The sequence below is a fragment of the uncultured Candidatus Kuenenia sp. genome, assembly GCF_900696675.1.
GTDB classification, from domain to species: domain Bacteria; phylum Planctomycetota; class Brocadiia; order Brocadiales; family Brocadiaceae; genus Kuenenia; species Kuenenia stuttgartiensis_A.
Genome location: NZ_CAADGZ010000020.1, coordinates 15,869 through 41,792, shown reverse-complemented (window position 1 = coordinate 41,792; position 25,924 = coordinate 15,869). Strand labels below are relative to the sequence as shown.

Genomic DNA, 25,924 nt, shown 5'->3' with positions numbered 1-25,924 from the left:
TTGACGGAGAAAGGCCAGAAGTTCTCTTGTTCACTGATGACCGCTTCAGCCCTTGATATTAAAGCACTTACGGAAATGGCGGCATGAAAAACACGCATAAAAAACAAGAAATTGATGGATAGTAGTATAAAGAGATGTTAAATGACAGGAAGACCGTATGGTAATGATGGCTTTATGAAAAAACTTGAAACATTATTTGGAAGAAGGTTAAGGGATCTTCCGTGGGGAAGATCAGGCAAAACCAATAAATATTCGATGTTCCTATTTCCTGTGGTCGTTAGGCGGAATAATATAAATGAAATACACACAATACTTTATCTACACACGCCAAAGACCTGACAGGGCATATATAAAAGAAGAATGGATTGGTTTCACTATCAAGAATCCTGTTCAAACTCAAATACAATCCGATGGGCGAATAAGAAAATGGGCAAAAATTAAAGAGGAAGGAAAATATTTACGTGTTATATTGCTTGAAGACGGAGAAACAATTCACAATGCTTTCTTTGATAGAGACTTTAAGGAGGTGTAAGTTATGAAAATAAAATATTTTAATGATACGGACACGGCTCTGCTGGAATTTACAGAAAAGCAGGTAAAAGAAACACGAGAGATATCAGAGAATATATATATCGACATTGATGAAAATGGCAATCTTGTTAGCATGACAATTGAACATGCGAAAACAACAGCGCATCTGCCAGACATATCCTACCAACAAATAGAGAAAAAAGTTGTCGCATAAAAAGAAGGAAAAATAGGGACAGCGACTATTTATCATTACCAAGTCAAGGCAAAATGGTTATATGTGTATTTTATACCACGAATTGCAAGAACGGTAGCCTCCGGTTATCCACATCATGTAACTCAAAGAGGAAACTATCAACAGCCAGTTTTTGAAGATGAATCAGATTTCATCCGATATCTTCAATGGCTACAGGAATACAGTACAAAATACCCCTTAAAAATCTGGGCATATTGTCTTATGACTAAGCATGTTTGTGTCCCTGAGAAAGAGGATTCATTTGCACGCACATTTAATACGCTTCATATGAGGTACTCACAGTATTTCAATCAAATATAAATATAGGGACACATCCCATATTTTTCCACAAGATTAAGCAAGAAATATGGGATGTGTTCCTGATTCTCCATAATCCATGTATCCATGGAAACATTTTTACGCATCTGCGGTGTTTTTTGCCATTTGCCCGCTACCATTTCCCCGGCGGCTGACAACCGCACCTTTTCATCAATCACATCACCAAATGTAGTTTCCAGTGCCATTACATTACCAAACAAGAGTTTGGTAATCGGCGGAGAGAATTTGTTTAGCGGCAATTCGTGAATTCCCTCTGCATAGCAGCAGCACAAAGACATTTTTAACCATTGCTGTTTTGCTAAAAATTAAACTGTTGCAGTGCGTCACATACAGAAAGTGGTTTCCCAAAATAATGGCCTTGCGCGTAATCTATGCCTATTTCCTTCAGTAATTGAAATGTTTCCTTCGTTTCAACAAATTCGGCGATGGTGAGTTTTTTTAATCCGCGTGCAGCCTCTACCATTCCCTTGACCAAATGCTGATCTACAGAGTTTTGTGAAAGGTGTTGAATAAAACTGCCGTCTATTTTGAGGTAATCCACTGGCAAATGTTTCAAATAATTAAATGATGAAAAACCGCTCCCAAAATCATCCAGGGCAAAACGACATCCTATTGACTTAAGCGTTGCGATAAAATGCTGCGCCTTTGCGATGTTCTCTATGATTGCCGTCTCTGTTATTTCAAAAATGAGCATTTCGGGACGAAGGATATTTTCCCCGATTTCCCTTTTTATTATGGACAATAGTTCATTGTCGGAAAATGCCTTGCCTGACAGGTTTATTTCAAGAAATATACCGTTTTCATGCAGTTTCAGTTCTTTTATAATGCGGATTGCGTTGACGACTACCCATCTGTCGATTTCGTGTATAATGCCAAATCGTTCGGCGGTGCCGAGGAATTTTAAAGGTGGGACAACCTCCTGATTTTTTTCAGTCAGGCGGAGCAATACCTCATAGGCAGTAATTTTGCGGGTTTTCACATTTATTATCGGCTGCAAATACAGTGCAAAGCTATTTTGTTCCAGCGCTATTTTGATTCTGCGCTTCCAGTCGTATTGCGTCTCGATGTGTATTTTATGTTCCAGCGAGAAGATACAGCCGCGGTCTCGCCCTTCATCTTTTGCCTGATACATTGCCATATCAGCGTTGGCGAGCAGTGTTTCCGCAGTATCGCCGTGTGCGGGAAACATTGCAATGCCGATGCTGACGGTTATATGCAGTGGATTCAGACTGTCAAGCGCAAGGCAGTTTCTTGTCAACTCCACAAGTTGTTTTGAGATGTGCTGTGCCTGTTCTTCCTCGGTATTAGGCAATATCACGGCAAACTCATCCCCTCCAAGCCTGGCGAGAATGTCTGTCTGCCGCAGCCTTTCTTTCAGAATACAGGACAATTTTATCAGCAATTCATCCCCGTGCTGATGGCCAAGGGTATCATTGACATATTTGAAATTGTCCAAATCCAGAAATAAAAGTGCTCCTTTGATATGGTTTCTTTGTGCTTCCAGAAGGTGTAGTTCGAGTTCTTCCTTAAAACGCCTGCGATTAAACAGGCAGGTAAGAGGGTCGTGATCTGCTAAAAATACAAGCTGCGATTGAGAGGTTTTTATCTCGGTAATGTCTCTGGCAATGCCTTCTATGGAAATGACGTTTTTACTGCTGTCGAATACGGGCGCTTCCTGCATCTGCAGTGTTCGTGTTGCACCGTTTTTGTGGTACATTTCAATTTCATAGGGCGGCTGCTTGATCCCCTTTACGCTCCGCGTCATGCATTGGGCGGCATCGTTGTTTACCGGATGGTCGGTCAGATATTCGCGGCAGCGGGTATGAAATTCTTCAGGGGTATAGCCGAGGATGTTTTTGATGGAAGGGCTGATATATGTAAAAACACCGCTGGCATCACGTGTGAAGAAGAAATAATTATCCTGAAGGCCTTCTATCAGTCTCCGGTATCTTTCTTCAGATTTATGCAGTTCCGTTTCTGTTTGTATTCTTATTTTTGCCTGCTGGATTGTGAGCAGCATGCGGTCGATATCGAGGGGTTTTACCTCGTAAGAGATCACGTCTTTTTGCTTAATAGCTTCGATTGTGCTGTCGAGCGTTGCATGGCCGGTTATGTATATGTATTGCGTGGAAGGTGAAATACTCGCTAATTTTCCGACAAGTTCTGTGCCTTTAATATCGGGAAGTTCAATATCAACAAGTGCTAAATCAAAATGCTTGTTTTGGGCGGAGAGAAGAGCGTCGCTGCCAAGAGAAACCCTTTCGGCGGAGTAGCCGTTTATCTCCAGGATGTCCCTGATGTTTTCCCCAAGCTCTTTGTTGTCATCAACGAGGAGTATGTTAAATGGTTTTGTCATTATATCGCATTTTCCTTCTGACTCGCCCGGGTCAGGTTTTTTCCTGTATAATATCCAGCAGCCGGTCAATGTCCAAAGGTTTATCCAGACAAACACAGGCGTTTCTCTGCAGCGCCCGATCAACAAGGTTTCTTAATTCGTTCCGGTATCCTGTTATTAAAATCACGACAACAGAAGGGCGGATATCCCTTATGGCAAGGTAGGCGTCCAGACCGTTCATGGTGGGTAGTTTCATATCCAGGAGTATGACGTCAAAAAGATTTTCCCGGGACATTTGCACGGCAATGCCGCCGTCATTTGCCGTTTTTACCCTGTAGCCTTTTTCATGGAGAAGGTCTGACAGGCTTTCGCAAATATCGTTGTCATCGTCAACGACCATAATGAACGCTCCATTTTTCTGGGTGTGTTCAATGGTTGAAAAAAGCTTTCCGAAGTTGAGAGGTTTGTGGAAAATGGCAAAAGCACCTTCCTTTAGAGCATTTACAAGAAGTTCCTCAACGGCATAAGCGGATATCATAATTACCGGCAGCAGTGGATTAATCTGTTTGAGCATTTTGTATGTATCAACGCCGTTCATAACGGGCATTTTTATATCCATTAAAACAAGATCGAATGGGTTTCCCTTCACGGCCTCTATTGCGTCAAATCCATCATGAACTGCGGTTGCCGAATAGCCTTTTGACTCAAAAATGTCAATGCAATTCGTGCAAAAGTCTGCATTATCGTCTACGATAAGAATATGAAGTTTTTTCCCCGCGGTATTTACCTGCAACATTTATTTCTCCCTTATTGAAAAACTGCTGAATGACCCATATAGGGAATAGCTACGCTGTCTCTTCATATGTCACGGGCAATTGCAGAATAAAAGCCGCACCTTTCCCCTTTTCTGATTCCACTGTAATTGTTCCTCCATGGCGCTCAATAATCATTTTGCAAATAGTCAAACCAAAGCCGATGCCTGTAGTTTTTGTGCTAAAAAGCGGTTCAAATATTCTTTCCCTGTCTTCCGGCATAATGCCAGTCCCTGTATCCTGAATGCGTATTTCTATAAATCTGTTTTTCTCAAGAGGCTTTTCCAGACATGATATTGATAATATTCCGCATTCTTCCATTGACTGGACGGCATTTACAATGATATTTCTGAAGACCATTTCTAATTGTCCTTTGTCTGCCTTGGCAACAAGGGTGTCTTCTATTTTCTTTTTGACGGCAATAGTTTGTGGCAGGTTCAGTGTTGTAAGCACGTTTTCAATAATAGCGTGTATCCCTGCTGTTTCCGTGTATGGTTCCTTCATTTTTGCCACATCGACTAGATTCTGTATTATCCCCGTAGCCTTTTTCACCTGCGACTTTATACGGTCGATATGCGTCTTTATTTTTTCATCAGCGTCTTTTAGTTTTAGCCCAAGATAATACGCGGAACTGTCGATTACTCCGAGTGGGTTCTTGATTTCGTGGGCAATACTGCCGGAAACTTTGCCCAATACGGCGAGCCGTTCTGAAGAAATAATTTCGTTTTCCATCTGTCTGTGCAAGGTAATATCGCGCCAGATACTTACAATGATGCCCTGCTCCTTCATATCCGGATTTTCTACAAGAGAGGCATTGACGCTGAAATACCTAATGCCGTCTGGGGTTGTTTTCTGAAAGCACACATCCTGGCTGAAGCCGTTCCGGCATACATTATCCGCCAGCGTCGCCCATTGCTCGCCGGCTTTACCGTCGAGCTGTTCGAGCCATACAAACAGATTTGTTTCTATTACATTTCTTAGTGTATTGCCGAACAAAGCGCAAAACACATCATTGGCTACAATAATATTTTTCGTTGCGTCAGTGACTATTATGCCATTGTGCGTGGAACGTAAAATTGCCTCAAAGAACCGGATTGTCCGTTTTGCCGCTTCAAGTTCATTTTTAATGAGACGGTCAGGCATTGTATTATGTGCTGTGGTCAACATGGCTGAGATTTCTTTAAGTTGACGGCGCTGAATTTATATTCGGGCTGTTTTGAGTGGATGTCACAGATATTGTTTGTTACAAGATTAGCTAATCTGGCATCTTTATTGTTTATAGCGCCGCCGTAATGTATTGGCATAAAAATATTTCCCTGAAGCACACGGCCGGAAATCTGAGCGAAGCCTTTTGTCGTGCCGCGTGAAGAGGAAACTTCAACCTCATCTCCGTTTTGTATGCGTAGTTGTGCGGCATCGTGCGGATGAATCTCGACGAAGTTATCCGGTGCGCGTTGGTGTAAATAGGGAATACGTTTTGTCCGGACACCGGTGTTAAAATGCCATTGCTGGCGCCCGGTGATAAGAACAAAGGGATATATTTCGTTAATGGTTTCTTTTGGAGGGAGGTATTCGCGAGGCAGCAGGGCGGCGCGCCCATCGGCTCTGGGGAAATATCTGTCCGTGAACAGGCGAGGCGTTCCCGGATGATTCACATCCGGGCATGGCAGTTGAATACCCGTATTCCCGCGTAATCTTTCATACGTCACTCCGTTCATATCGCAAATGCGGCCACTTGTTATTTGTTTAAACTCTCCGAAGACATCTTCCGGAGAAGAGTAGGGAAATTCCTTTTCAAAGCCCATCGCACGCGCAACAAGCCACAATATTTCGCAGTCCGGCTTCGCTTCTCCCGGCTGGTCGATTATGTTATCCGCCAGTTCGAGGCGCCTCTCTGAAGAAATAAATGTGCCTGCCTTTTCGCACCACTGGGCGGCGGGCAATACTACATCCGCGAGTTTGGTGGTTTCAGTGGGGTGAAAAATATCCTGAACAACAAGCATCTCCGCCTTCGATAACCCTTCTAAAATCCACTTTGTATTCGGCAGCGATGCGGCGGGATTTGCAGCAATGACCCAAAGGGCGCGTACGTCGCCCGAATGAAGGCCACTGACGATATCCATTATGGACCTGCCTGGAACCGGATGGAGTTTTTCTGTGGGAATGCCCCAGAAATCGGCTACTTCCTGCCGATGCTGTGGGTTTGCCACCATCCGCATGCCGGGCAAAAGATGTGATAATCCGCCAACCCAGCGGCAGCCGAGCGCATTGCATTCCCCGGTGATTGACAACGGCCCTGCGCCCGGTTTGCAAAAATTATTTGTCAGAAGCCATAAATTATGCAATGTGTTATTTTTAAATACCGCCTGCGTGGAGTGGTTATATCCCTGGAACCAGAAAACGAGCATTGCCTTAGACCGGCCAACCATTCGCGCCGCATCAATGATAAGCTGTTCGGGGCATCCGGTGATTTCTGATGCTCTTGAAGGGGGGTATTCCTCTGAAAGTTCCTTAAGGTCCTTGATTCCTGATGCGTATTCCGCCACCTTTTCTTCGTTGACATACCCTTCTTTCAATAAAACATGGGCTATGGAGTTATTCAGCGCTACGTCCGTTCCGGGCCTAATCTGAAGATGAATATCCGCTATGCCGGTAGTTTCCGACCTGCGCGGGTCAACGACAATAACCTTTGCGCCGTTCTTTCTTTTCGACCTTGCTACCCTTGCGAACAGGGCAGGCACAGAGATGGCCATATTATTGCCGGCAATGAAGAACAAATCCGCCAGCTCTATATCCGCATAGCATGCCGGAGGGGCGTCTGCGCCGATAGTCGACATAAAGCCCATTGCCGAACTTGCCATACACAGACGGGTGCTGGACTCGATATTGTTGGAGCCAATGCATCCTTTTATCAGCTTATTCATGAGATAATACTCTTCCGTCATACATGTTGCTCCGCTGTGAATGGCAATTGCTCCGGGACCATGTGTTTCTATGATTTCTTGAAAGCGGGAGGCGACATGTGTGATTGCTTCTTCCCAGGAAACAGGGGAGAGCTTTCCGTCCCGCCTAATCATTGGTTTTGTCAGTCTGTCCTCTGCGCAGAAAACGGGTACAGAGTTGGCGGGAAGGGTGCATATCATTCCATCGTTGGCCGGATGGCCTGGCATACCTTTAATTTCAATGATTTTCCCGTTTTCCACTCCGGCCATCAAACCGCAGCCGAAGCCGCAATAGGGGCATGTTGTTTTGTGCCATTGAATTGGCATAGTAATACGGTCTCCCTTGTTTTTATTTATTTCAATGATTACGTTCTTGCTTTTTTTGCGAGGTAGATCATAAGGATTGAGATATCTGCCGGTGATACCCCCGAAATGCGTGAGGCTTGTCCTAAAGATAGTGGGCGTATCTGTGAAAGTTTTTGGCGTGCCTCTCTTCTTAATTCTGTAATGTGTGAATAGTCCAGCCAATCCGGAATCTTGTGGTTTTCCATCTTTTTGAATTTCTCTATTTGGCTGTATTGGCGCTCTATATATCCCTTATATTTTATTTCAATCTCCACCTGTTCCTGCACATCTCCGGGCACGTTTTTTTCTGCAAGTTCGGAGTCTATTCCGAGAAGTTGATCAAATGTTTGTTCCGGGCGGCTGAGTATTTTTGCCAGCGTGTCTTGCCCCGCCGTTTTATAATTCAGGTATGCAAGGGTTTCTGCAATGAGGCGTTCTTTTTCCTGTAATGTACTCCATTGCTGATCTGAAATGAGTCCGTATTTGTGCCCGTATTTCATCAGTCGTCTGTCTGCGTTGTCCTGACGCAAAAGCAGGCGGTATTCCGCGCGGGAAGTAAACAGCCGGTATGGCTCCTCGGTGCCTTTTGTAACAAGATCGTCAATGAGTACTCCGATATATGCCTCTGAACGGTCAAGGATAAACGACGCCTTTTCCTGTATTTTCAGGGCGGCATTAATCCCGGCCATTATTCCCTGCGCAGCAGCTTCTTCGTAACCGGATGTGCCGTTGATTTGTCCGGCAAGATAAAGATTCTCTACCGCTTTTGTTTCCAGAGATAGTTTCAACTGTGTAGGCGGCACGAAATCATATTCTATCGCATAGCCATATCGAACTATTTCCGCCGCTTCCAGCCCTTCAATGGAATGGACTATTCTTTCCTGCACGTCATGAGGCATACTTGTGGAAATGCCGTTACAGTATATTTCCAGTGTATCGAGTCCCTCCGGTTCCAGAAATATCTGATGCTGCAGTTTGTCTGGAAAACGCACGATTTTATCCTCCAGCGAGGGGCAATACCTTGGGCCGGTTGTACTAATTTGACCGGTATAAAGCGGGGCGCGATTAAGATTGGACATGACAATTTCATGTGTGGTCTGGTTTGTGTAGGTTATGTAACAGGGTACTTGTGCACCGGATAATGTTTTTGTTGAAAATGAAAATGGCCGCGGATTTTCGTCGCCATGTTGTGGTTTAAGGTTTTTGTAGTTTATAGTGCGGCTGTTAAGACGGGGAGAAGTACCGGTTTTAAGTCTTTGTACTTCAAGCCCAAGGTCACGAAGGGACCCGGATAATCTTTCGGAAGAGAGTTCTCCGATCCTGCCGCCGCTCGTTATGTAGTTTCCGATGTGGATTACGCCTTTTAGAAATGTGCCCGTGGTAAGGATCACCGCCTTTGATTTGTATTGTAAACCACTCTGGCCGACAACGCCGGCGACCTTATTGTCTATGACAATAAGGCCGTCTGCAATTTCCTGTTTCATAAAAAGATTATCCTGGTGCTCCAATCTTTTTTTCATGGTTATCTGATAGGCTTTTTTATCGGCCTGGGCGCGTGGTGAATGTACTGCGGGGCCTTTTTTTGTGTTGAGCATGCGAAACTGAATACCCGTTGCATCAATCACCTGCGCCATTTCTCCGCCCAATGCGTCGATTTCTCTCACGAGCTGCCCCTTGGCAATACCCCCGATTGCAGGATTGCAGGACATTTGTGCGACTGTATCGAGGTTTATTGAGAGAAGGGCGGTATTCAGTCCCATGCGCGCCGAGGCTAAAGCGGCTTCGCATCCGGCATGTCCCGCGCCAACAACAATAACATCAAACTCCGTATGCATATGTTATTTCGCGCGTTCTACAAAGCGTGTTTCCCGAATAACGGTAACAATAACCTCTCCCGGATATTCTAATTGTTTTTCTATTTCGTTTGCAATGTCGTAACACATCTTTGCCGCGGCCTTGTCGTTTACTTTATCCGGACAGACCATTATGCGGACTTCTCTTCCCGCCTGAATGGCATAAGCGCTTTCTACGCCGTTGAAAGAGGTTGCAATTCCCTCAAGTTTTTCAAGGCGCTTGATATATTTTTCCAACGTTTCTCTTCTTGCGCCGGGCCTTCCTGCAGAAATCGCATCTGCTGCGCTTACCAAAACAGTGTAAACCGATTCAACAGGCCTTTCCTCGTGATGTCCGCCAATTGCGTTAATCACTTCATTTCTTTCATCGTAACGCTTTGCAAGATCAGCGCCTACGATAGCATGTGTCCCTTCGGATTCAGACCCGGTTGCCTTTCCAATATCGTGCAAAAGTCCACATCTTTTTGCAAGGGCAACATCTAGTTTCAATTCTCCAGCAAGGATGCCCATGAGATTCGCAACCTCTATTGAGTGTTTTAGTTGATTTTGCCCGTAACTGGTTCTGTATTTCAGCCTTCCGACAAGTCTTATTAATTCCGGATGGATGTGGTGTACACCAAGGTCGAAGCATGTTTGTTTTCCTGTTTCCATGATGACTTGTTCTATTTCCTTTTCCGTTTCTTTTACGATTTCTTCAATGTGGGCGGGGTGGATTCTTCCGTCAACGATCAATTTTTCCATAGATTGCCGGGCAATTTCCCTGCGTACACAATCAAAACCGGAGAGGACAATTACTCCGGGAGTATCATCTACTATAACGTCGATACCAGTTGCTTTTTCGAAGGCGCGGATGTTTCTGCCTTCTCTTCCGATAATACGTCCCTTCATTTCGTTGTTGGGCAGTTCAATTGAGCTGACAATATTTTCTGCGGTATGAGAAGAGGCGCACCGTTGAATTGATGTGGTAATTAATGATAATGCCGTTTGTTCAGCATTTTCCTTTGCCTCTTCTATCTTTTTCGAGATTAATTCGGCGCATTTGATATCAAGTTCTCTTTCCAGCCTGGTCAGCAATAGTTTTTCTGCTTCATCCCTTGACATATTGGAAATTTTAAGGAGCGTGTTATTCTCTTCTTCTATGATTTTTTCCAGTTCTACGTTCTTTTCATCAACTTTTTTTTCTTTAATACCCAAATTAGCGGATAGTGTATCAAGGTGTTTTTCCTTTTTTGTTAATAACTCGACTTTTCGTTCAAGATTGTCTTCTCTTTTGCTTAACCTTCTTTCCTGTTGTCTCAGCTCGATTTTTGTTTCTTGCATCTCTTTTTCTATTGCTTCTTTGCGTTGAAACAATTCGGCTTTTGCCGAGAGTTCGGCTTCTTTTTTTATTTTTTCAGCCTCTCTCTTCGAATCTTCAATAAGTTGCTGTACCTTCTTTTCCTTTGCAGCCTGTTTTTTTCTAATTACTGCAATGCAGATAAAATAGCCGATGGCAATACAAACAGGAAAAAGGAGATAACAAGGAAACTGATAGATTTGCATTATATTTTTATGAGCAGATATATCGCGCCCATCCTCCGGGGAAAAAATGAAAACGTAATAGTGGTCGTACCAAACTATGGGAAAAACTACTTCTGAAGGTCGAAAAGCCTTTGCCGGAGAACGGCAAGACCTAAGGATATGCTACCGGGACCTAATGAGGAATGAAAAAGCGGGATACTATGTAATGTTATGTGCTATATTTTGATAAAATAATGCAACAGTGACAAACATATGAGAAAATACTTACCAAGATGCATTTCCGGCAAATTAACGTGAGGGATTAATTTTACCAGATTTTGTTATCTGTATATTTTTTCTTTTGGATCCATAAATATCATATTGGATGCTGACCGTTTTGTTAACAATAACATTAGAGAAATCCCAGTCAAAAATCGGATTAAACTTTCAGATTAATGAGAAAGTCGCTTTTCATATCCCCTGATTCAAACAATAATACATTGTATGACAAATAAAAATAACCCTTAGTGATGAAGCCTTTCAATCGTTCAACTATTTTTAAATAAGAAATAATAATGAAAATGCTACTAACTGGAAATGGATATTCTTTTGAGAAAAATTATAAAATTCCTTACGAAAATATAATTATAAGGGCAAGGTGTAACTCAATTTTGCATATTTCGCATCATTCATTAATAGTCCAAACTGCAATAATAATTTATCTTTTTTGCCAAGTCAAGCTAATTATATATCTAATATTAAAAGGTTTAAGTGTTGTTGGGAAGGTTGTTAAAGATAATATTTTCGTGATTTTCAGATGCGGTCTTTGGCGCTTGACAAGCTTTTCGCTGTTCAGTATAATCGCCTTCCTTTTAGGGAATAAACTGATTTTTAAAAGCTTTTTTTGTCTCACGATTTTTAGGAGAATAACTATGAAAGTTGATGTGGAGTTGCCGGAAATAGAGGGTAATGGGGATGAGGCAACAGTTTCTTTTTGGTATGTGGATGAAGATGAGGCGGTTGAAGAAGGTGAAGATCTTGTTGAAATGATTACGGATAAGACGACCTTCAACATAAATGCACCAATTACCGGAAGGTTAGTTGAAATTCATGTACAAGAAGGTGATGTGGTAAAAGTAGGTGATATCTTAGCAACACTTGAGACGGAAGAGGAGGAGGATGACGAAGACGAAGAGGCGGACGAGGATGAAGACGAAGAAGAATAGGTGCGGCGGTAAATGGACAATGGATAATTTTCAATTTCTTTGCCTTCATTTAAGGGTTTTATGTCTTTTGCGAAAATAATTGGCCAGGAGCAGGTTTTATCTTTATTTAAAAATGCCCTTAAAAATGAACGTTTAGCGCATGCTTACATCTTTGCCGGCCAGGAAGGGATTGGCAAGATGTTGTTTGCAAGGGAGTTGGCAAAGAAGATATTTTGTCAATCGGGCAAAATCGACGGCGCGTGTGACAATTGCAATATATGTAAAAGGATTGATGCCGGTAATTTTACGGATATCTTTTTTCTGTTACCAGAGAAAAACCATCGTGTAATTAAATTAGAACAATTAAAATATCTGCAGGAAATTCTTTTTGTAAAACCTTTAGAATCAAAGCACAAAATTGTCATTGTCGAAGATGCGGACAAGATGAATGAGGAAGCCTCTAACTGCTTGCTGAAAACATTAGAAGAACCGCCATTATATGCCATTATATTATTAATAGTAACTTCTTTGGAATCTGTCAGCGAAACGATAAAGTCAAGATGCCAGGTAGTGAGGTTCTCTCCGCTATCACTAAAAGCAATGGAGAATATATTCACTGACCGGTTCCAATTAGATAAACAACTGGCCGGACAACTTGCTTTAATCTCCGGCGGCAGCCTTAAAAGAGCTGCAATGTTTATGGAGGCGAACGCTTTGGAGAAGAAACATTGGCTTGCAGAAAAACTTTTTGAAGTAGGTTTGAAGGATAATCTGACCTTTTCCAAAGAGCTATTAAATGAATGGAATATACAGGACATGGAAGTGTTGGAGGAAAAAAGATCGCATGTAAAAGAACTCTTTTTGCTGTTTTTGATGTATTACCGGGACATACTTATTTGTAAAGCAGGCGGGGAGCATTTTCTTCTCTATTACGATGACTGGAAGGATGCCTTGATAGCGAAAAGTAAATCTATGTCAGAAAAGACCCTGTTTAAGATTTTAGAGAGAATAAAAACTTCTTTAAAGTATCTCGACTATAATGCCAATATCAATTTATTGATTGAAAATATGATTACTGAGATACTTTACCTTCAATCTGACCCTAAGGCCTGGTTTGCGCAATAATTACGTTGCTGATAACAAGCTAGCCCACGGGAAAAGAATAATTACGCACCCCATTATCCACCCTGCCGATGTTATGCGACAACATACAGACAAGTCTTTTCAGAAGGGAAATAAGCGAACATTCCTTTCTTAAACAAAATGCAAAACGCTGGTACTCATTCGCAATTACTGAACCGGGACAACATGGGATTGAGGTGAAAAGTGGTTAGCCTTCAAGAGATTATTCAACTAGCTCAAAACATCCGCCTGGACAATCAGCCGGGAGACTGGAAGACGGTCAGCAAAAAACATTTGATCAACATTTTGAACTATATTCACTTCCAGTCCGGCACCATCCTTATAAATTTCAAGCATTTGAAATACAACAATATCATATCCCTTCAAGCCAGGCCTAAACCGTGCCTTGACGATAGTTTCGACTGCATTTGGCTTCGACCAAAAGGACTGAAGCTAAATGCCTATGAATTCCTCGATATTTTTCTTACTGAGGGAGAAAAACTTATTCGTATTAAAACTGATGTGATGGCTATACGCGAGGAAGGAATACGTTTCTCTCTCCCTGATACCTGCTATGAACTCGGACATCAGCGGGTAAAAAGGTATTCATGTGAAGGCGTTCAGGTTGATTTCATTCAAAACGGTACAGTTTTTTCCGGACGTCTTTTGGATTTTGGCGCTGTTTCATTCTGCGTAGAAGTATCAACAGTACCGCCTCAATCCTTCTATTGGGTAAATCCTGAATGCCCCGTCTATATAGTTTTTAAAGACGAACAGGATACTTTTTATTCAGGGTCATGCAGAATCACCAGACAAACCGATGGTCAGAAAACGAGGTCATTCATACTAGAATCCATTGACAAACAGATGCGCAGGTTTAAACCTAAAAAATACCGTAGTTCAAGGCACAAACTGATACCTTCGCCCAATATCATTTTCCTGCATCCCTTAACCAGTAAGATGATCAATCTGGAGGTTGAAGACCTGGCAGGTTCGGGTTTATCTGTGAAGGAGTATTACTACAATTCCATACTTCTGCCGGGTATAATCGTGCCTGAACTTTTTATAGAATTTGCAGATGGTTTTAAGCTCAAGTGCAAGGCACAGGTTGTTTACAGGAATACAGCCAGAACCAAAGACAGCACAATGTTTGTAAGGTGTGGTATTGCTTTTCTGGATATGGATATTCATGATCAGGGAAGGCTTTCAGGCATTCTGCATCATGTAGCGAACAAAAAAACCTACGCCTGCAACTGGGTGGACCTGGATGCCCTGTGGAAGTTCTTTTTTGAGACGGGTTTTGTATATCCAGGGAAATATGCCCTTATGCATAACAATAAGGAACGGTTTAAAGAGACGTATGAGAAGCTGTACATAAAAAATCCTGGTATAGCAAGGCATTTCATTTATCAGAGTAATGGGATAATTCATGGACATATATCTATACTCCGTTTTTATGAGAATACGTGGTTGCTTCACCACCATGCCGCGAGCAGGTCAAGTGACAGCATGGCGGGTCTTGTTGTGTTGAGCCAGGTTGAGCGGTATATAAACGATTTCCACCGCCTCTATTCAACACACATGAACTATGTTATTTGCTACTTCAGGCCAGACAACCGTTTTCCTCATAGGGTATTTGGTGGAGTTACGGAATCGATACATGACCCTAAAGGGTCTTCCATCGATCCTTTTGCCTATTTTCATCATCATAAAAATGCAAATCAAGTAGAAATGTCAGCTTTGTGGTCGCTTACGAAAGTGCAACCGGAAGACCTTACGGAGCTTGAAAGCTTTTATGAATATACGTCCGGAGGTCTTATGATACACGCCCTGGATTTGGAGCAAAGTATGCTTGATAGTGACGAACTCAGCAAAGAATATCAACGGCTTGGTTTTAAGAGGGAACGGAGACTCTTCTCTCTGAAGAAAGAGGGTATCCTTAAGGCTTTTATCATGTTAAACATCTCTGACACAGGGCTGAACATGTCAGACCTGACCAATTGCATTCATATTATAGTGCTGGAGTCTGAAGATGTTCCCCGCGATGCCCTTTATTCCTGCCTGCATAAGCTATCAAACTACTATGAGCAGGAAAAAATCCCGATACTCCTTTACCCTGTCAGCTATGCTGAAGAGCAGTCAATACCTTATGATAAGGTGTATAATTTGTGGATACTGAATATGCAGTATACGGATCAGTACTTTGAGTTCATGGAGGGTTTATTTAGTCGTGTTCAAAAGGATAGATTTAAGAATAGCGCAAATTTTGGGTAAATCCCTTCTTTGATAATTTATTTAAAAACTTTGATTATAACTCGGGATGAATGCAAATCTCTTCATTAAACAAGGTTGTAGGTAGCGCACATTTTTTCTTTTGATATTCCTGATAAACGTAAAAACGCAATTTTCACTCCACTTCTATTTACGCAAAGCATACTGTCTGCAATCTAAATATCTATGAAAACGCCAAAGATAGACAATAGGCCTTTATATAACAGCCGTATAATAGATACTTATATTAAGCTTATTAAAAGAAACTATAGTTATATAAATGTAGGTGAACTTTTAAACTATGCCGGAATGGAATCTTACCAGGTTACTGACGAAGGTCACTGGTTTACTCAGGAGCAGGTAGACCTCTTTTACGAAAGGCTGGTAAAACTAACGGGAAATAAAAATATTGCCCGTGAAGCAGGCAGGTATGCGGCATCACCGGAAGCTATAGGAATAATGAGACAGTATGTCCTTGGCCTTGTTGGTCCGGCAAAAGCCTATGAGATAGCAGGGAAGTACGCTCATAATTTCACTAAATCGGCAATCTATAAATCAACAAAAAGAGGAACCAATAAAGTAGAAATTACGGTTGTTCCGAATGAGGGTGTCAGCGAAAAACCATTCCAATGTGAAAACAGAATTGGGTACTTTGAAGCTGTGGCAATAATGTTTAACTACAGATTACCAAAAATAGAACATCCGGAATGCCTATTCAAAGGGGGGAATGTTTGCCGTTATATAGTTTCATGGAAAGAATCACCATCATCTTTTTGGAAAAAAATAAGAAATTACGCAATCATATTTTTTGCAGCAGCGTGCCTTAGTTCTTATTTCATGCATCCATGGATAACGCCGATAACGGTTTTTCCAATTTCCGTTTTTGCTGTTTTGTTATTAACCCTCTATGCTGGAATCATCGAAAAAAGGGAATTAAATGCAGCTATAAACAGCCTGAGAGATTCGTCCGATAAGCTTTTGGAACAGGTTGATGTGAATTATAACAACGCCCTTATGATAAACGAAATGGGCATGGCCGTTAGCAAGCAGATGGAGATTGATGGTATTCTGTCAAACGTCATACAAGTTTTTGAGAAAAGACTTGATTATGATCGTGGTTTGATTCTTTTGGCAAATCAGGATAAAACGAGACTGGTCTTTCGCACAGGTTTCGGATATACAGATGAATTGTTAAGCGTGCTGAAGAATACCTGTTTCCGTTTAAACAGACCCCCATCAAAAGGGGTGTTTGTCGTTTCCTTTCGTGAACAAAAACCCTTTTTGATAAATGATATTACTGAAATAGAGACTACCCTTTCCCCGCACAGTTTGGATTTGGCTAAAAAAATGGGGACCAAGTCATTTATCTGTTGCCCCATAGTTTACGAGAAAAATTCGTTAGGGGTCCTCGTTGTAGATAATATAAAGACAAAAAAACCATTCCGCCAGAGTGATATAAGTTTGTTAATGGGTATTGCTTCAGAAATCGGGATAAGCATTCATAATGCCACTCTTATCGAGGCGAAGGAACGACAATTCAAGTCCATACTTCTGGTTCTGGCCGCCAGTATCGATGCCCGCGATTCCCTGACGGCCGGACATTCTGAAAAGGTTACAGAATATGCCCTGGGCATCTGCAATGAATTAAATATGCCAAAGGATTATTGCGAAATGATCAGAGTGGCCGCGCTACTGCATGATTATGGCAAGATAGGCATCAAAGACTCTGTCTTAAAGAAAGAGGGGAAACTGGACATCGAAGAGCGTAATGAGATAGAAACGCATACGACAAAAACCAGGAAAATATTAGAACAGATAAACTTTGAGGGCATTTATACGGAGGTTCCCTACATTGCAGAGTGCCATCATGAAAAGATCGATGGAAGCGGCTATCCAAAAGGTATTAAGGGAGAAGATATTCCCCTGGGAGCCAAAATAATCGCGGTGGCGGACTTTTTTGAAGCTATCACATCAAAACGTCATTACCGGGACCCGATGCCCATTGATATAGCGTTTCAGCTTTTAAAAGAGGAGGGTAAAATACATTTTGACAAAAATGTTATAGAGGCATTTATTAGTTATTATAACAGGGGAAATAACGACTAAAGTGAGGTGGCCGTACAGGCGTAGAAAACTATGAAAAAAAATAACATAAACAAAGAATCCAGAAACTCAGAAACCGTGCGTGATAAAGGCGTCACCTCGACTGATTTGTTATGTGTTGAGTTTCTACTTTAATACTTTTTTCATACAATACTTCTGGATCAATATCCAAATGATTTGCCCATTCTATCGTATCAAACTTGACAGTTACAGTGTTAAACAGGGAAATATCTTTTAATTCTGCAAATTTACCTATGTTAAAATACGGTGAGACGTCAAAAATTCTTTCTTCCTCATTTTCAAATTTAATCAAAAGCTTACACCCATCTAATGGCTTTACGCTTATTACCGATAAATACATAGATTTCCTCCTTATTTTAAAGGTTCGATTGGGAAAGGAAGTTCGCCTTTTGATGCTAATTCCCAATCAGCTAAAAGTTCTTCCTTATGAATTTCAGCCCATGCCAAAACAAGTTTCGTTTGTTTTGGTGGCAACTTACCTTCTGATACCTCACATGCACAAATATCAATAATGGCCTTGTAGTCTTGATAATATGCGTGGACGTGCGGAGGGTTATGTTCTCTCGGAGAACAATACATCCTGATAATGATTCCGTAAAACATAGAGATAGTTGGCATCACGTCTCCATTAGTTTAGTTGTACCTACAAATTATTAATGATCTTGTTTGATTTTCCGCTATTACAGTCTGAACAAGCAGTAACTAAATTTCCAAATTTCCAAAAAACGCAGATTAACAATTCGTGTGCAATTGCATTGTTAGCTGGCTTTTGGGTGCAGAATTAGACCCTCTGCTCCATTGACTACTTTGGCGATGAACCTCGTCGCACTACAAAGACAATTTCCAGTTGTCATTAGAATTTGTTTCGTATTCCGTGCTTGTTTGGTTCTGGCTATGCCATCTTAGGTTTTAAAAGAGAAACGTCCAAAGACTCTCCCCCATTAATCTTCTCCCAAGGTGGCTCTTCTCAAATTCCCCTGCTGGGAAGGCCAGGGGTAGGTTAACGGCATAATGAAAAACCTTGTAACACTTTAGTCTTTCAAAAAACATGATTGGCTATTTAACTAAGCCATAGGTTTACGTCCACGGCAACAAATTACCGGCGTGTAGGTAAATCTTCTGGGATTAGTAAAAAATTCATTAAATTCATCCAAAAACTCTCCATACCCCCCCTCATATTCTTTAAAATGGAAATTTATCTTTCCTGAGACAACTTCAAATTTTTTCATCCAGTTGAAGGCATCGGTATCCTTTAATTCCCCAAATATCAGGTGATGTGAGGCAACATCTATGTTTATATCCTGATAACCAAGATCATACAGGAAAGAATAAAGCTTTCTCCCCATGTAAGGGTCAAAATCTGCCTTTTCTTCTAAATATTTCATTATAGCGAAGAGGGTCGTTTCCAGCCTTGGAGAAAGACCAAAATGGTTTAAGCAATTATGGTCAAGATCAATCAGACATAAAATACCCCCGGGTTTTACAATTTCGGATATATTCTTAACGATATTGAAACTATTCAAACGATAGTATTCCAGAAGAAAGCGGACCCATACAAAGTCAAACACCCCCAGGTCGTTGAGGGGTTCCGGTATATCTTTACATATAAATTCTATTCTTTTGACACCGTAACGTTCTTTAGCATATTCAATTCTTTTTTCCGCGCCATCCACGCCTATTGCCACACCATCAGGTTGAACCAATTTATGAAGTATAGAGGTTGTTTTTCCAGAACCACAGCCAATATCAGCTACACGCATCCCTGTCTCTATACCTGCCCAGAGGGCCTGTTTCTCAACAACGCTTGTATCTGTTTTTATGTCCAGACGCAAAGCCTCTTCATCATTTTCCATCAAATATTCTTTGTCCTGCATGTATTAACCTCCTAAGCTATTAAAGATCAAGGATTGAATTTAAAAATGGCAGGATATTTTCGATAATAATGGGAGTTTAGCCAGCCCATTTTATAGCCATGGTTGAATCTGTAGACAGCATAGAAATTCGTTATATTCTTTAAGTTAAGGAATGATTTCAGAAGGCGATACTGGTATGCAGGAAAAGAATATATTCGATTCTTGATATAGTTGTTGCCTATGTAAACGGTATCTATCTCTACCCCTTGTGGCCGGTGTACCAGATAAGAGAAGCGGTATTTATCCCAATCCTGTGGGAAGTTTTGATAAATTAATCCGCCCTCCCCTTGCAATTGCTCCATCAACTGGGTACCAGGGAGTGGAGTAAGTATGCTTATCTGAACAACATCAATCCCCGAGTGAACCAAAAACTTAGCCAATGCCTTGTAATATGTGGGGGATTCATTATCATTGCCAATTATAAATGCCCCTAATACCCCTATTCCGTACTTGTGAAAACGATCAACTACTTTTTTATAATTTTCCACGCCAATCTTCAGATTAATCCCTTTTTTCATGTCCTTTAGCATTCCCTGGCTGATGGTCTCAAAACCGATAAACACATACAAGCATCCGGATTGGGCTGCCAGTTCAATTACTCTCTCATCATCTGCTGCATTAATAGAGGTCTGCATCCACCACCTTTTATGTAATTTCCGCTGGATCATGCCCTTAAACAATTCCATAGCCCGGACTTTACTCTCCGTGGTATAACCAATCAGATTATCGTCCACAAAGGTTATATATTTTCCCTTTATCTCCTCAAGTTCATTCAGTATCTCCTGGGGCTTACGTTGGCGATATGCTTTACCAAGATGCTTAGATACCGAGCAGAAGTAACAATTAAACGGGCATCCGCGCGAAGTCTGCACAGAATGCCAGAAATAGTCAGGGTGCAGGAGATCATGACGGGGAGTGGTTTTAAACGTGGTTAAGTCCATTTGAACGCCTACATATTTTGAGGACAGACGATTATTTTCAAAATCGTTAATCACCCTTTCCCATATACCTTCCGCCTCACCAATTAATACCGCATCAGCATACTGTAGCGCCTCGTCCGGAAGCATCGAGACGTGTATTCCCCCCATAACCACCTTTGTTTTTCGTTCACGATACATACGTGCAATTTCGTAAGCACGGCTAATCGTAGTAGTAAAGGCAGTGATAGCCACCAGGTCCGCTTCTTCAAACACAAACTTATCAAAATTTTCATCTACAATTTTAACATTCCAATTTGAGGGAGTCACTGCGGCTACATAGGCCAGACCTAATGGAGGAAAGGTGGAAAATTTGCTCAGGAGATAACCACTTCTGCGACCTACTGGATTTATTAATAAAAGTTTTTTCATGCGTTATTTGTACTCTAAATACCACTTAATTTGAATAATAATTTTATATAGACGCATTTAACAGGTTATTGCAGAGTATTAATACTCTGCAATAACCTTTAACAAAAGGGCAGTTTTCGTGTTAATTTTTTTTTGATTGATAATGATATTTAGATTTGATTATATAGGCACGTTATCACACTTGAACCTTTGCATTTCATTTCTTATCTCAAACAGGAGGATGTTTACTATGAGTCGAAAAGGATTATTGAAAGGAATAGCTGTTCCTCTCTGTGTATTGTTTGTCATTTGTATCATTCCAAACGCGTATGGTTCCGGCTTCGCGATCTTTACCCAAGGGGCTACCGCACTCGGACAGGCAAATGCCGTAATTGCCAACTCTGATAGCCCGTCGGCTATCTTTTTTAATCCTGCATTGATTAATAAACTCGACGGGACACAGATAGAAGCTGGGACGACCGTGCTTTTGCCTTCTAATGAATTTAGAAGTGATTTATCCGGAAAGACTTTTAAAACAGAAGAAGACGTGTTTTTCCCCTCCACGGTTTTTATCACCCATAAGTTCAATGATAAGGTTAGCGCCGGACTGGGCGTCTTTAACTCTTTTGGATTGGGAATTGACTGGGGTGATGATTGGGAAGGAAGGTATATAGCTACCAATTCAGAATTACAAACCTTTAATATAAACCCCGTGGTTTCATATCAGATAATGCCAAATATCGCATTCGCGGCAGGAGTTAACTACGTTCTGCTCGATACTACTTTAGAGAAACAGATAAATCTGTCTCCCTACGGGCTATCCGACGCCGGACAACAATTTGACGGAGATGGTGATGGCATTGGATATAATCTTGGCTTTATCTACGACATTAACGAAGATATTTCCATCGGTACATCGTACCGCAGCAAAATCGAGGTTGATATTGATGGCGACGCCGATTTTGACCTTCCCAACGGTACCCCTTCACTAATCAGCACACTATTTCAAAATACCGGAGGCAATGCAGACCTGACACTTCCGCAACAGGCTCATGTGGGAATTACCTATAGAGGCATAGACCGTCTTACGCTGGAAACTGGTTTGAGATGGGAAGGTTGGTCTTCCTTTGACGAATTAAAGATAAATCTTGATCAGCCGGTTGCCGGCAGTAAAACATCCGTTACCGAAAAAGATTGGAAAGATACCTATTCAGTAAATCTTGGCGCCAAATATCAGATAAATAAAACATTTGCATTGCTTGCAGGTTACCTGTACAGTGGAAACCCTGTACCCGACAAAACTTTTGACCCCATTGTCCCCGATGCCAATACACATCTTATTACCCTCGGAACCAATATTAAATTCAAACAATTCAGAATCGACATAGCATATGGTTATCAGCGGCTCGAAGGCAGGAGTAAAAACAATTCCCTTGATGACAATCCCTCTGACTCCCTGGTAAATAGTGCCACCAGCGCGAGTGGAAAGTATGATAGTGATCTCCACTTGATTGGTATCAGCCTGGTGTATAATTTTTGATTGTAGATTATGGAAGGCATTTATTTATATAGCACCCACATTCCTAATCCGGCATAGCCAGAAACTAAACAAACACGAAAACAATCTGCAGTCCTCAATTCTCAATCTGCAATTTGACGACGACAGATTGCTGACTACAGAAGGGACAATTAAACATTTTGCCAAAAAGCACGCACTGACGAATGGAAGTGTGCAAAGAAATTACCAATAAGGTACTAATGCCATGCCCGGCAGAACCAGAAGATCAGAAGAATGCAGAGAACACTACCAACTACCCCAAAAACGAAAAATCCCCCGTTGTTGTCCTATTGCCGGAGAGAAAATGGGATACCCCCTGCCTGCAAATGCAAGAACCTCAAAACCATTCCAAAACAAAGAAGTACCGGAAAGAGTCGAAATGAAATGAAATCGTTTCACTATTTAAGCCGGTTTTTTATAATTTGTTGCAAAAAGACAAAAAATTAGTAGTATTTTGTAAGCTTCGTATTTAATCTTTTGAAAGAAACATAGTAAAATGATTACTATACCCAAATCCATATCAAACTACTGCGAGAAAGCAATAATAGGTCTATTGCTTGCTGCAGTTGTCATTATTCCCCTGTTTTTTGATATACGCCTCTACAGCGTTTTTGACCTTAGCAAGGTCGCGGCTTTATATTTTTTTTCAATAGCTACGCTCGTAATCTGGACAATCTTACTAACAGTCAAACATGATTTTTCATTTTCGCATGTCTCGATAAACACGCCTATTCTTGCCTATATAGCAATCTTTATCATTGCAACAACGGTATCTATAAATCCGGTTATGAGCCTTTTCGGTACCTACAAGCGTTTTGAAGGGCTGGCGGCCACACTCTGCTATATATTTCTTTTTTACGTCACAATACATTTCATCACTACGCGTACAAGGCTTTATATGCTTTTGATATCTATGGCCGTTTGCGCGTTAATTTCTTCAATTTATGGGATTTTTCAGCGATGCGGTGTGGATTATTTTACATGGAGCAGCAGTGGCCCCCGGGTATTTTCAACATTTGGAAATCCTGTATTCTTTGCAGCGCAGCTTGTTATGGTACTGCCCGTGGTCGTTTCTTTATTTTTCATAGGCTTTAAAGAGAAAGAGGGCAAAGATGGTATTTTCATTAACAATCGATATGCCATCTGGAGTTTTTATGTAGTATCGGTGATCATATACATCGCCTTTTGGCTTACCAATACCAGGGCATGTTTTGTAGCGCTTCTTGGCGGGATCGTACCGTTTCTCTTTTTCATTTTTATAAAACGATCTACCGAAAGGTATCCATTCTTAATACTTGTTGTTTCATTCTTTATTATAGGGATATTCTTTAATGTGAAGCCTGAAACGTCATTTATTAAACATTTTGCTGCTGATGTGCAAAATGAAAAGGATTCGTCAGATTTTTTTATTGATAAAGAGGCGGAAGAAAAAAGTATATCCCGGAAGCCAAGGCCATGGATTGCCGGAAAATTTTCTGTTACAGGATCCTCCTTTTCCAGGATTTTTCAATATCTGGCGGCTGTTGAAATCATAAAGGACTATCCGGCCCTTGGCATTGGTCCAGATACCATAGGGATTGTTTTTCAAAAAAATCTGGCAAAGGTATTTTCTGTTTTAGAAGAGGATAATGGATTTCAGTTTCCCCGTCAGGATAGAATCCATAATGATATCCTTGATACTGCCGTCACCCGGGGCATCCTGGGTTTGGGAACGTATGTGTGGCTGTTGACTGCCTTTGGGGTATATGTTGGCAGGAATTACAGGAGATTAAACAATCGGGATAAGATCCTTATATTAGGGCTTTCATCCGGAATAGTTTGCTATCTCATTCAGAATCAATTTAGCTTTGGAAACACCCCCATTGTGACGCTTTTCTGGGTGATGATGGGGCTTTGTATTTCGATAATAAAAATAAATACCGCCGAAGGAAATGGCGCGGGCGAAGAAGCGCAGTTAAAGCAAAAAAAAATCCTTCAAAAGAAAGAGAATGTCCCTTCCCCTGGCAAAATCTGTTTTAAGTGGATTTGTTGTGTATCGATACTTGCCATGTTGGGTTTTATCACCTTATTTGTTTTGCGTATATACAAGGCGGATATGAATTTTGAATATGGCAGAAGGATATTGAATTATTCTGAGAGAGAAAATTCAGCACTGATGGTTGATAAAGGACTGTTCTTTATCAACAGGGCAGTCCTTCTCAACCCTTATGAAACCACGTATCGTGACGAATTATGCAAAGTATATTTACAAAAAGCATCAAATACAAATGATGAGAAATGGATACAAAAGGCATTTGTCCATGCGGGTAATTCTTTAAAGGTTATTCCGGAACATTTTGTAGGTTTTTTTCATTTTGGCATGATTTATCAGATGTTAGCGGAAAAATTTAATCGGCCTACGATTGATCAGGCGATTGATTTTTATAGCAAAGCGATAGAAATGGACCCGTTTCAGGCGCAATTTCACGGCAATCTTGGGTTTTTATATCTCAATAAGGGGAATACGGATCGCGCACTGGAGGAATTCTATCAGGCGTATTTGATTCGGCCAGCAACCGTCACCTATTTAGAGCGATTGACCAATATTTATTTACAAAAAGGGGAGATGGAGAAGGCACTCTATTTTGCGGAAAAGGCGGTTGAAATAAATCCTGCAGAACCTGTGTATTATAATAACTTAGGTGCGATTTTTCTTAAAAAAGGCATGCCGGATAAAGCGATTGAAAGTTTCAAAAAGGCGCTGGAACTTAGTCAGAACGGACAAGTTTACCTGGAGAATTTAACAAATGCCTGTTTGTCTGCGGGAAAATATGAAGAACTTTTGGATTGTTACAAAAAACTCATTGAACGGAATCCTTCCGTTGCAGACTACTATAATAATGTTGGCGTTATTTATAAAAAAAAACAACAATATGATGAGGCCGTCCGATATTCTCAGAAGGCCGTGTCATTGGCGCCTGAGAATCCCATTTATACACACAATTTAGCGGGGGAATATGTTGATTTACAGCAGCATGACCGGGCAGAAACCCTTTTACGCGAGTTTAATATGGCCTACCCGGAGCATGGTTATGTAAATATTTATTTGCTACTTGCAGATATTTACCTGAAAAATTTCGACTGGGAAAATGCAGTGCACGAGTGCCAGAGAGTAATACAAATAGATAAAAAATCAATCGATGCACACAGGATACTTGGCGTTGTTTATTATAATAGGGAACAATATGATCTGGCGAAGGAGGCATTGGAAAACACGCTAACGCTTGCACCTGATGATAAGGTCGCCAGGGAATTACTCGAAAAGATTGAAGAAAAAACCAGGGAGTAAAAGATGTCGTTGGTGAGGTTTGTATGCGTTGTTATTTTTCTCGTGTAACTATTCAGCGTAATTTATTAAATTACCCGGAGATCAGAGCGCAACTCGTTCCCAAACCTTGTACTGAACATAGTGAAGTATCTGTTTGGGAACGAGCCGTGTATCGTTTTACGCTGAATAGTTGCTTTCTCGTTGCTT

The 25,924-nt window shown here is 41.3% G+C and carries 20 protein-coding genes; 9 read left to right on the top strand and 11 right to left on the bottom strand.

What is annotated here, in order from left to right:
• The first annotated feature begins 295 nt into the window (after positions 1 to 295).
• Entirely contained in the window at positions 296 to 532 is a 237-nt protein-coding gene (locus QZT26_RS05230) for a hypothetical protein (protein WP_164995677.1), read from the top strand.
• Between the two features lie 3 nt (positions 533 to 535).
• Positions 536 to 745 (top strand): DUF2283 domain-containing protein, encoded by a 210-nt coding sequence (locus QZT26_RS05225; protein WP_099325364.1) that lies wholly within the window; start codon positions 536 to 538, stop codon positions 743 to 745.
• A 329-nt stretch (positions 746 to 1,074) separates the two neighbouring features.
• On the opposite strand, the gene QZT26_RS05220 is transcribed toward QZT26_RS05225, so the two are convergent.
• The 7 genes from QZT26_RS05220 to rny are packed head-to-tail and all read right to left on the bottom strand — an operon-like array spanning position 1,075 to position 10,931.
• Positions 1,075 to 1,380, bottom strand: a complete 306-nt coding sequence (locus QZT26_RS05220; protein WP_295101095.1) for a hypothetical protein — start codon at positions 1,378 to 1,380, stop codon at positions 1,075 to 1,077.
• Between the two features lie 20 nt (positions 1,381 to 1,400).
• Positions 1,401 to 3,458: an EAL domain-containing protein gene (locus tag QZT26_RS05215; RefSeq protein WP_295101093.1), complete on the bottom strand. Its 2,058-nt coding sequence runs from the start codon at positions 3,456 to 3,458 to the stop codon at positions 1,401 to 1,403.
• Positions 3,459 to 3,489: 31 nt separating this feature from the next.
• Complete coding sequence (locus QZT26_RS05210) at positions 3,490 to 4,233, bottom strand: response regulator (protein WP_164995674.1); 744 nt, start codon at positions 4,231 to 4,233, stop codon at positions 3,490 to 3,492.
• Between the two features lie 49 nt (positions 4,234 to 4,282).
• Positions 4,283 to 5,416, bottom strand: coding sequence for an ATP-binding protein (locus tag QZT26_RS05205; protein WP_295101091.1), 1,134 nt, complete (start codon positions 5,414 to 5,416; stop codon positions 4,283 to 4,285).
• Complete coding sequence (locus QZT26_RS05200; RefSeq protein WP_295101090.1) at positions 5,410 to 7,518, bottom strand: nitrate reductase; 2,109 nt, start codon at positions 7,516 to 7,518, stop codon at positions 5,410 to 5,412. The genes QZT26_RS05205 and QZT26_RS05200 overlap by 7 nt, the downstream gene beginning before the upstream one ends.
• 38 nt (positions 7,519 to 7,556) lie before the next feature.
• Complete coding sequence (mnmG, locus tag QZT26_RS05195; protein WP_295101088.1) at positions 7,557 to 9,371, bottom strand: tRNA uridine-5-carboxymethylaminomethyl(34) synthesis enzyme MnmG; 1,815 nt, start codon at positions 9,369 to 9,371, stop codon at positions 7,557 to 7,559.
• A gap of 3 nt (positions 9,372 to 9,374) precedes the next feature.
• The gene (gene rny, locus QZT26_RS05190) at positions 9,375 to 10,931 is read right to left on the bottom strand and encodes a ribonuclease Y (RefSeq protein ID WP_295101087.1); all 1,557 of its coding nucleotides are present in this window, start codon (positions 10,929 to 10,931) and stop codon (positions 9,375 to 9,377) included.
• An 890-nt stretch (positions 10,932 to 11,821) separates the two neighbouring features.
• Between rny and QZT26_RS05185 the strand changes: the two genes are divergently transcribed.
• From QZT26_RS05185 to QZT26_RS05170, 4 genes are all read left to right on the top strand, one after another.
• Positions 11,822 to 12,115, top strand: coding sequence for a lipoyl domain-containing protein (locus QZT26_RS05185; RefSeq protein WP_164995669.1), 294 nt, complete (start codon positions 11,822 to 11,824; stop codon positions 12,113 to 12,115).
• Positions 12,116 to 12,175: 60 nt separating this feature from the next.
• A complete protein-coding gene (holB, locus tag QZT26_RS05180; RefSeq protein WP_295101085.1) occupies positions 12,176 to 13,219 on the top strand; it encodes a DNA polymerase III subunit delta' in 1,044 nt (347 codons plus the stop codon).
• 201 nt (positions 13,220 to 13,420) lie between these two features.
• Positions 13,421 to 15,490: a hypothetical protein gene (locus QZT26_RS05175; RefSeq protein WP_295101083.1), complete on the top strand. Its 2,070-nt coding sequence runs from the start codon at positions 13,421 to 13,423 to the stop codon at positions 15,488 to 15,490.
• Positions 15,491 to 15,673: 183 nt separating this feature from the next.
• Positions 15,674 to 17,593, top strand: coding sequence for an HD family phosphohydrolase (locus tag QZT26_RS05170; RefSeq protein WP_295101081.1), 1,920 nt, complete (start codon positions 15,674 to 15,676; stop codon positions 17,591 to 17,593).
• 91 nt (positions 17,594 to 17,684) lie between these two features.
• Here QZT26_RS05170 and QZT26_RS05165 read toward each other — a convergent pair whose 3' ends face one another.
• From QZT26_RS05165 to QZT26_RS05150, 4 genes are all read right to left on the bottom strand, one after another.
• The gene (locus QZT26_RS05165; protein ID WP_295101080.1) at positions 17,685 to 17,951 is read right to left on the bottom strand and encodes a DUF2442 domain-containing protein; all 267 of its coding nucleotides are present in this window, start codon (positions 17,949 to 17,951) and stop codon (positions 17,685 to 17,687) included.
• Between the two features lie 11 nt (positions 17,952 to 17,962).
• The gene (locus QZT26_RS05160) at positions 17,963 to 18,229 is read right to left on the bottom strand and encodes a DUF4160 domain-containing protein (RefSeq protein ID WP_099325378.1); all 267 of its coding nucleotides are present in this window, start codon (positions 18,227 to 18,229) and stop codon (positions 17,963 to 17,965) included.
• A 446-nt stretch (positions 18,230 to 18,675) separates the two neighbouring features.
• Complete coding sequence (locus QZT26_RS05155) at positions 18,676 to 19,485, bottom strand: class I SAM-dependent methyltransferase (RefSeq protein ID WP_295101079.1); 810 nt, start codon at positions 19,483 to 19,485, stop codon at positions 18,676 to 18,678.
• A gap of 26 nt (positions 19,486 to 19,511) precedes the next feature.
• Positions 19,512 to 20,873, bottom strand: a complete 1,362-nt coding sequence (locus QZT26_RS05150) for a radical SAM protein (protein ID WP_295101077.1) — start codon at positions 20,871 to 20,873, stop codon at positions 19,512 to 19,514.
• A gap of 229 nt (positions 20,874 to 21,102) precedes the next feature.
• Between QZT26_RS05150 and QZT26_RS05145 the strand changes: the two genes are divergently transcribed.
• The 3 genes from QZT26_RS05145 to QZT26_RS05135 all read left to right on the top strand — a co-directional run bounded on the left by QZT26_RS05145 (position 21,103) and on the right by QZT26_RS05135 (position 25,738).
• Positions 21,103 to 22,392: an OmpP1/FadL family transporter gene (locus QZT26_RS05145; protein WP_295101075.1), complete on the top strand. Its 1,290-nt coding sequence runs from the start codon at positions 21,103 to 21,105 to the stop codon at positions 22,390 to 22,392.
• A gap of 182 nt (positions 22,393 to 22,574) precedes the next feature.
• Positions 22,575 to 22,793, top strand: coding sequence for a hypothetical protein (locus QZT26_RS05140; RefSeq protein WP_099325382.1), 219 nt, complete (start codon positions 22,575 to 22,577; stop codon positions 22,791 to 22,793).
• Positions 22,794 to 22,906: 113 nt separating this feature from the next.
• Entirely contained in the window at positions 22,907 to 25,738 is a 2,832-nt protein-coding gene (locus QZT26_RS05135) for a tetratricopeptide repeat protein (RefSeq protein WP_295101073.1), read from the top strand.
• Positions 25,739 to 25,924: the final 186 nt, after the last annotated feature.

What these genes read in the sequence shown, in the direction of transcription:
- QZT26_RS05135 (WP_295101073.1), top strand. Translation starts at nt 22,907, where the DNA reads ATGATTACTATACCCAAATCCATATCAAACTACTGCGAGAAAGCAATA.
- rny (WP_295101087.1), bottom strand. Translation starts at nt 10,931, where the DNA reads ATGCAAATCTATCAGTTTCCTTGTTATCTCCTTTTTCCTGTTTGTATT.
- QZT26_RS05230 (WP_164995677.1), top strand. Translation starts at nt 296, where the DNA reads ATGAAATACACACAATACTTTATCTACACACGCCAAAGACCTGACAGG.
- mnmG (WP_295101088.1), bottom strand. Translation starts at nt 9,371, where the DNA reads ATGCATACGGAGTTTGATGTTATTGTTGTTGGCGCGGGACATGCCGGA.
- holB (WP_295101085.1), top strand. Translation starts at nt 12,176, where the DNA reads ATGTCTTTTGCGAAAATAATTGGCCAGGAGCAGGTTTTATCTTTATTT.
- QZT26_RS05140 (WP_099325382.1), top strand. Translation starts at nt 22,575, where the DNA reads ATGGAAGTGTGCAAAGAAATTACCAATAAGGTACTAATGCCATGCCCG.
- QZT26_RS05155 (WP_295101079.1), bottom strand. Translation starts at nt 19,485, where the DNA reads ATGCAGGACAAAGAATATTTGATGGAAAATGATGAAGAGGCTTTGCGT.
- QZT26_RS05165 (WP_295101080.1), bottom strand. Translation starts at nt 17,951, where the DNA reads ATGTATTTATCGGTAATAAGCGTAAAGCCATTAGATGGGTGTAAGCTT.
- QZT26_RS05200 (WP_295101090.1), bottom strand. Translation starts at nt 7,518, where the DNA reads ATGCCAATTCAATGGCACAAAACAACATGCCCCTATTGCGGCTTCGGC.
- QZT26_RS05210 (WP_164995674.1), bottom strand. Translation starts at nt 4,233, where the DNA reads ATGTTGCAGGTAAATACCGCGGGGAAAAAACTTCATATTCTTATCGTA.
- QZT26_RS05205 (WP_295101091.1), bottom strand. Translation starts at nt 5,416, where the DNA reads ATGTTGACCACAGCACATAATACAATGCCTGACCGTCTCATTAAAAAT.
- QZT26_RS05220 (WP_295101095.1), bottom strand. Translation starts at nt 1,380, where the DNA reads ATGTCTTTGTGCTGCTGCTATGCAGAGGGAATTCACGAATTGCCGCTA.
- QZT26_RS05170 (WP_295101081.1), top strand. Translation starts at nt 15,674, where the DNA reads ATGAAAACGCCAAAGATAGACAATAGGCCTTTATATAACAGCCGTATA.
- QZT26_RS05145 (WP_295101075.1), top strand. Translation starts at nt 21,103, where the DNA reads ATGAGTCGAAAAGGATTATTGAAAGGAATAGCTGTTCCTCTCTGTGTA.
- QZT26_RS05160 (WP_099325378.1), bottom strand. Translation starts at nt 18,229, where the DNA reads ATGCCAACTATCTCTATGTTTTACGGAATCATTATCAGGATGTATTGT.
- QZT26_RS05185 (WP_164995669.1), top strand. Translation starts at nt 11,822, where the DNA reads ATGAAAGTTGATGTGGAGTTGCCGGAAATAGAGGGTAATGGGGATGAG.
- QZT26_RS05215 (WP_295101093.1), bottom strand. Translation starts at nt 3,458, where the DNA reads ATGACAAAACCATTTAACATACTCCTCGTTGATGACAACAAAGAGCTT.
- QZT26_RS05225 (WP_099325364.1), top strand. Translation starts at nt 536, where the DNA reads ATGAAAATAAAATATTTTAATGATACGGACACGGCTCTGCTGGAATTT.
- QZT26_RS05150 (WP_295101077.1), bottom strand. Translation starts at nt 20,873, where the DNA reads ATGAAAAAACTTTTATTAATAAATCCAGTAGGTCGCAGAAGTGGTTAT.